Genomic DNA, 6000 nt, shown 5'->3' with positions numbered 1-6000 from the left:
CGAGGCGGTTCCACGAGCTCGGCGGGCGAGTCTCTAGAGCCCCTTCTGGATTCATCGACAAACCTAGGCAACGAGCACTGCGTTGTACGATATTTTGAAGGTCGGCAATCTTGTAGTATTCCAGACGCTGCACGATACCGAAACGGTCGCGAAGTGGCGATGTTAGTGAGCCAGCGCGCGTCGTTGCGCCGATAAGCGTAAACGGCGGCAAATCAATTTTAATGGAGCGCGCGGCAGGCCCTTCGCCAATCATGATATCTAGCTGATAGTCTTCCATCGCTGGATACAGCACCTCTTCTACCATTGGGCTTAGGCGGTGGATCTCGTCGATAAACAAGACATCGTTTTCTTCAAGATTGGTCAACAGCGCAGCAAGGTCACCGGCTTTTTCTAGTACGGGCCCCGAAGTGGTGCGAATGTTCACTTCCATCTCGTTGGCAACGATATTCGCCAGTGTGGTTTTACCCAGACCAGGAGGTCCGAATATTAATAGGTGGTCGAGCGCTTCGTTACGCAGCTGTGCGGCTTTGATGAAAATTTCCATCTGGTCGCTAACGTGCTCCTGACCTTCATAGTCAGCCAGCTTCTTAGGACGAATAGCTCTATCGATGACGTCTTCATCACGGAAAACTGGGTTTTCTGGGGCGATTAAGCGATCGGCTTCAATCATCTCACTGTCTCTCTGAACTCACTGTCTCTCTAAAAATAGCGCTTAGTCATTAAACCATAGCACGCAGTGCTTCGCGGATCAGCGCTTCACTGGTCATGTCTGGTTTCGCGACTTGAGAAACCACTTTCGATGCTTGTGTTGGCTTGTAACCCAATGCCAATAGTGCGCTCACCGCTTCTTCTTCAGCACTTTCGCTAGAGATTGTGCCAACGCTGTCCATCGGCGCAGCGTCAGTCGCTGGTGTAAACAGATCACCAGCGCCCCAACCTTTGAGGCGGTCTTTCATTTCAACCACGAGACGCTCAGCGGTTTTCTTACCCACGCCAGGCAGCTTAACAAGTGTCGAGATATCTTCGCGCTCAACGCACGAGACGAATTGACTAGCAGACATGCCAGATAGGATACCTAGCCGAGTTTAGGGCCGACACCGTTAGCTTTGATGACTTCGCGGAACAGAGCGCGCTCACGCACGGTATTGAAACCGTAAAGAAGCTGTGCATCTTCACGAACGACAAAATGGGTGTAAATAATGGCTTCTTGACCAATTTCTGGCAGCTCGTAGAAACAGCTCATTGGCATTTGAACTTCGTACCCTACGCCACCAACTTCAATCAGTAGTTCAGGGGTTGTTTTTCGATTAGCGTGCCACGCAGTCGTCCTATCACAGTCTATGTCTCATTGTTTGTTGCAATAGGGCTTAGGATATAGAATAACTGGATGGGTATCCAGTTATTCTCTTCACATTTTAGCTCATAGCGGAACGCAATCGTTCGGAGAGCTCCGTACCTTCTGCAATCTGCTGATTGAGCTCGTCACTGATGGTTTGAATATCCTCAGCAATCGCTTTGCTCCCTGTTACCGAGCGAGCCACATCGCTACTCGCCTGATCGAGCTCTCCTATCGCCTGATTTTGCTGGGTCACTAAGTGACTAAGATCGGTGATTTCAGTTGAAATGACTTGGACTTGCTCAATCATCTGGCTGAGCTCTTTTACCGTGGTTTGAATGGTTTGCTGCCCCGAGTCAATCTGCTGCTGACTGTTACTGATTAATGTGCGAATTTCCTCAACCGAATTACTGGTCTTCGAAGAAAGCTCCCTTACTTGCTCAGCAACGACCGCAAAACCTCGGCCATGATCGCCCGCTCGCGCCGCTTCGATGGCCGCATTGAGGGCAAGCAAGTTGGTTTGCTCGGCCACTGACGTGATAAGCTCAATCACTGAGACGACTTTTTGGTTGCTGTTATCAATATTGGCAATCGCCTCAGTTGAAGCATTGAGCATTTCCGAGCTACTTTCTGCTTGCTGCTTGATGGCGTCGGTTTGATTGATAACTTGCTCCATAAAGGTGACTGACTCTTGAGTAAACGAGGACAGTTGTTCAAGTTGCTGACTCATCTGTTCTGCAGCGCTCGCCTGTGAAGCGCTGTTCATTCCCAGTGACTGCACGTTTGAGTTCAGCTGCGACGATTGCGTATTCACCTGATGGATGACTTCATCGAGCTCTTTCACACTCGCATTTACAGTCACTAGCATACCGTCCATACGCTTTTCACCTTGCGACGCTTTTTCGGCTTGCAGTGCACTCTCTTTCATCGCCTTTTCTGCACGATGAATGGCACTTTCCTTTTGCTTAGCTGTGAAACTTTGTGCAAAACAGATCACGCAAAGTGGCAATAGCATACCAGACCATATTTCGATATTTTGCTTTGACGCCGATAGTGAAATAGTTGGAAATGAAAAACCGCTAGTGTGAAGATACGTCATGACGCCCGCAACCAGCAGAATACCAATACTCCAAGTCAGAGCCATCGCTCTAGAAGCCGAGAGGTAAAAGGCGACAATGAGCAAAGGTGCCCAAAAAGACTGCGTAGAATCGACGATACCACCACTTTGATAAATGATGTTCACTGCATGAACGACCATCCCAAGAAAGCCGATATTGAGCGCTAGCGTGATTTGCTTGGTAAAACGCAACACCACTAAGCCAGTCACTTCAATTGCAATCAGCAGTACCGACGTTAGAAACAGCAGTGCATGACCATTAGATTGCCACTTAACAGCGCTGTACAGACCAACGATCAGCGCGACAACAGTAAATACAGCAGTGATTTCAGCTTTGCGGAGCGTATTGCGGGAGAGACTTTGAGCGTTATTTATTAAATTGTGCCACATGCCTTTGTTTTCCTTATTATTGGTCCTTTGAGCCACTCATCAGACCAATCTTAGAAAGTTAACAAATAATTAACAAGGCGCGCTAGGTAAAAAGCTCTAAAACTGTGGGCTGGTTATCGTTAAAACTATCGGTATACAAGACGGTAAGTACTGAGATCCATGCACCAATTTTCGACCTCCAGTACTCTTTTTAACGATAGCGTCCTTTCTTGGCACCACTCGCCTTTCCCGCGAGAGCGACAAGCGTTTTATTGGTGTTGGCATGACAAATAGCCACACCCAGCGCATCGGCAGCATCCGCCTGCGGCTTTGAAGGCAGCTTCAACATCGCCATGACCATGTGTTGCACTTGAGCTTTATCCGCGCCACCGGTGCCTACAACCGCTTGTTTGATAAGCCTTGCTGCGTACTCGTAAACAGGCAAGTCGTGGTTGACTGCCGCGACAATCGCACTACCTCTTGCTTGACCAAGCTTCAGTGCTGAGTCGGCATTTTTGGCCATGAAGACTTGCTCGATGGCGAACACATCCGGCTGGAACTGAGTGATAATTTCACTGACACCTGCGTAGATCTGTTTTAATCGACCGGGGAGTTCTTTTTCTGAGGTGCGAATACAGCCGCTACCCAGATACTGTAGATGTCGACCCTGCTGGCGGATCACGCCGTAGCCTGTGATTCTTGAGCCTGGGTCGATTCCTAGAATTATTGACATGTATGCGTCCGTTTGGTGTTGCCTGCCATGGTTAGTCCTTTGGGTTTTGTGGCGTTGTTCTTTTATATAGCAGTATTAACTATACCGAATTTGGAAACAAAAACTCCCGCGGATGCGGGAGTTTTTGTTTTGTGTTGCGATGTTACGTAGTAACGAGCCTATTGTTCTCCCCCTTAATAAGGGGGAGTTAGAGGGGGTGCTCTTGGTTTTGCTGCTTTATTTCAATCAATTAAGCAAGAAAAGAGCACCTCTCCCAGCCTCCCCTTATAAAGGGGAGGAGCAGAAGGCTCGCTGCGCGTCGCCTAGCGATATTACCTAGTAATAAGCCTGTTGTTCTCCCCTTAATAGGGGGAGGAGCAAAAAAAGGCTCGCTGCGCATCGCCACAACACAAGAGAAAGATTAAGCGTCTTTCTTCTCTTTCGCGGCCGTCACAGCAATCGCTAGCTCTTCTAGTGCTGCAGGATTTGCTGCACTTGGTGCATCTGTTAGTAGACACGCTGCTGCGGTTGTTTTCGGGAATGCGATAACGTCACGGATGTTCTCTGTACCACAAAGAAGCATCACTAGACGGTCAAGACCGAATGCTAGACCTGCGTGTGGTGGTGTACCGAACTTCAGTGCGTCTAGTAGGAAGCCAAACTTCTCGCGTTGCTCTTCTGCATCGATACCAAGAATCTCAAATACCGCTGCTTGCATTTCTGCGTTGTGGATACGAACAGAGCCGCCACCTACTTCATAGCCGTTTAGAACCATGTCGTACGCATTAGAGTTTGCTGCCGCTGGGTTCGCTTTTAGCTCTTCCGCTGTCATGCCAAGAGGAGACGTGAATGGGTGGTGCATTGCGTGCAGGTTACCCTCGTCATCTTCTTCGAACATTGGGAAGTCAACAACCCATAATGGCGCCCATTTAGACTCATCAGTAAGCTCAAGATCTTTACCCAGCTTAAGGCGTAGCGCACCCATTGCTTCTGCACTGTGTTTGCTTTGTCAGCACCGAATAGGATGATGTCACCAGATTCTGCGTTAGTACGCTCAAGAATACCGTTGATCACTTCTTCATTAAGGAACTTAGCAACTGGAGATTGGATACCTTCCATGCCAGCAGCACGGTCGTTAACCTTCATCCATGCTAGGCCTTTCGCGCCGTAGATACCTACGTACTCAGCATAGCTGTCGATTTGCTTACGAGTTAGAGAAGCGCCGCCTGGTACACGGATAACCGCTACGCGACCTTTCTCGTCGTTTGCTGGACCTGAGAATACTTTGAACTCAACGTCTTTCACTAGATCAGCAACATCCACTAGCTCTAGGGGGTTACGTAGATCTGGTTTGTCGCTACCAAAACGACGAATCGCTTCAGAGAATGGCATAACTGGGAACTGACCTAGGTCTACGTTCAGTAGCTCTTGCCACATGTCGCGAACCATTTTTTCAGTCACTTCACGTACTTGGTCAGCCGACATGAATGATGTTTCGATATCGATCTGTGTGAATTCTGGTTGACGGTCAGCACGCAAGTCTTCATCACGGAAACACTTAACGATTTGGTAGTAACGGTCGAAACCAGACATCATCAGCAGCTGTTTGAATAGCTGTGGAGACTGAGGAAGTGCGTAGAACGAACCTTTGTGCACGCGGCTTGGTACTAGGTAGTCACGAGCACCTTCTGGTGTCGCTTTTGTTAGTACTGGTGTTTCAATGTCTAGGAAGCCGTTGTCATCTAGGAAACGACGAACAAAGCTAGATGCTTTTGCACGCAGTTTAATACGATCGCTCATCTCTGGACGACGTAGGTCGATGTAACGGTACTTCAGACGTTGCTCTTCAGTATTCGTTTGGTTGAAGTCTAGAGGTAGCACGTCGCTACGGTTGATGATTTCAAGACCTTTTGCGAGGATCTCTACTTCACCTGTCGCCATGTCTTTGTTTACTTGGCTCTCTGGACGCACACGAACTTCACCAGTTAGCTTGATGCAGAATTCGTTACGAAGTTGGTTCGCTACTTCATAAGCATCAGCCATATCTGGATCAACAACAACCTGAACGATACCTTCACGATCTCGCATATCAATAAAGATAAGACCGCCTAAATCACGACGACGGTTTACCCAGCCGCACAGTTCTACAGTTTGTCCTGCAAGGGACTTGTTCAGGTGACCACAGTAATGGCTACGCATAATGAATTTCCCAATTTCCGATTGTTTATATGAAAACGTTTATATGAAATCTATATTGTGGGTGATGGCATGAAAAGTCGCCAATACTAAATCCACCCACAAAATCAAAGGTTCATTTATACTCGGAAAATCGTCTAAAATCGACCTAATTTGATAGAATTGTTGTGTTTAATTGCCTGTTGCTAAGCAAGAACACTTGAAACGGACAAAATATCAACAAATCCTATTCCTTATTAGCTTTTGTTGACTTGTATGAAAGGATGAGAA

The 6000-nt window shown here is 47.8% G+C and carries 2 protein-coding genes and 3 pseudogenes; all 5 read right to left on the bottom strand.

Annotated elements, in window-relative coordinates; all coding sequences use genetic code 11:
- Positions 1–670 (bottom strand): annotated as a pseudogene (gene ruvB / locus TZ48_RS03250) (Holliday junction branch migration DNA helicase RuvB); the annotation flags it as partial.
- Between the two features lie 49 nt (positions 671–719).
- Positions 720–1335, bottom strand: a pseudogene (gene ruvA / locus TZ48_RS03245) (Holliday junction branch migration protein RuvA).
- An 80-nt stretch (positions 1336–1415) separates the two neighbouring features.
- Positions 1416–2843 (bottom strand): methyl-accepting chemotaxis protein, encoded by a 1428-nt coding sequence (locus tag TZ48_RS03240; RefSeq protein ID WP_112478245.1) that lies wholly within the window; start codon positions 2841–2843, stop codon positions 1416–1418.
- Between the two features lie 190 nt (positions 2844–3033).
- The gene (ruvC, locus tag TZ48_RS03235; RefSeq protein ID WP_112478244.1) at positions 3034–3555 is read right to left on the bottom strand and encodes a crossover junction endodeoxyribonuclease RuvC; all 522 of its coding nucleotides are present in this window, start codon (positions 3553–3555) and stop codon (positions 3034–3036) included.
- A gap of 400 nt (positions 3556–3955) precedes the next feature.
- A pseudogene (gene aspS, locus TZ48_RS03225) lies at positions 3956–5733 on the bottom strand (aspartate--tRNA ligase).
- Positions 5734–6000 lie beyond the last annotated feature (267 nt).

This window comes from Vibrio variabilis (assembly GCF_003263785.1).
Classification (GTDB): domain Bacteria; phylum Pseudomonadota; class Gammaproteobacteria; order Enterobacterales; family Vibrionaceae; genus Vibrio; species Vibrio variabilis.
This window is presented reverse-complemented; position numbering and strand designations above follow the sequence as displayed.